Raw genomic sequence first — 1,135 nt, 5'->3', positions numbered from 1 at the left:
AAGAGACATCTGTAGATTAGACCTATAACCTGCGGGGATGGATGATCGGGATTAACGCTCCGAATAATCTGGGAGGTGATCTTTTCTGATATAAAATCTAGTATACTCAAGTGGAAGGACTGCAAACACCCGATACATCAGACACCTCTTTACAGGTTCTTCCCAAATACAACGGAAATATTGCCGAAGTAGACTGGAAAACAGGAGTAAGCGCCAACGAGTCCCTGAAAAGATACGGATATGTATATGATGGTCTTAACCGTTTATCGGCAGGATTTTATCAGAACGAAACCAATCCTTCTCTGAGGGAATATTACGAAAAAGCAACCTATGACCTGAACGGAAACATTAAAACCATTAAAAGAACCGCCCAAAGAATGGGGGCAACTGCCCTGTTGATCGATAATCTTACCTATGATTACGAAAACAGCAATATGAGCAACAGGTTGCAGAAGGTGAAAGATGCTGTTACCATCGGACAGGGATTCCCTTATAAAGCTACTCCAACCAATATCGGGTATGACGACAACGGGAATATGACTTCTTTTCCGGATAAAAATATTTCATCCATTCAATATAATTATTTAAATTTACCAAAGAAGATCACTCAGAATGTTCAGGTAACAGATTATGTATACCGTGCAGACGGGGTGAAAGTGAAGAAGCTCTTTGGAGGTTTGCAGACGGATTACCTGGATGGCTTCCAGTATAAATCTACCTACCCAAGTGAAACGGATGGTTATATTGACACTTCTGAGCCAACAGAAATAAAATTGAGAATTATTCCAAATCCGGAAGGATATTTTGATGCTTTAAGGAATAAGTATTATTATAATTTTACGGATCATTTGGGGAACATACGTTTAAGCTATAGTGATGCTAATGGAGATGGTATTGTAACAGGAGATATTGTGATTGAAAATTGCCAGACGTTTCCCGATGGCAGTATGGCATGCAACAACTATATTACACCCGGCGAAGCAGAGGGGGTAAACAATTATTATCCTTTTGGGTTGATGCATAATGCACAATATTATAGTTTTGATAATGCGTATCAGTATAAGTACAACGGCAAGGAGCTGCAGGAGACGGGAATGTATGATTATGGTGCGAGATTCTATATGCCGGATATCGG

At 39.8% G+C, this 1,135-nt stretch carries 1 protein-coding gene; it reads left to right on the top strand.

The window, feature by feature from the left end:
* Positions 1 to 110: 110 nt before the first annotated feature.
* Positions 111 to 1,135 (top strand): RHS repeat-associated core domain-containing protein (locus SOP96_RS19900; RefSeq protein WP_459349267.1); only part of this gene is annotated, 1,025 nt, incomplete at its 3' end.

Origin of the sequence: Chryseobacterium salviniae (assembly GCF_035819015.1) — a bacterium.
In the GTDB taxonomy this organism is placed as follows: domain Bacteria; phylum Bacteroidota; class Bacteroidia; order Flavobacteriales; family Weeksellaceae; genus Chryseobacterium; species Chryseobacterium salviniae.
The sequence above is the reverse complement of the archived record's forward strand: the minus strand, read 5'-3'. Positions and strand labels throughout refer to the sequence as shown.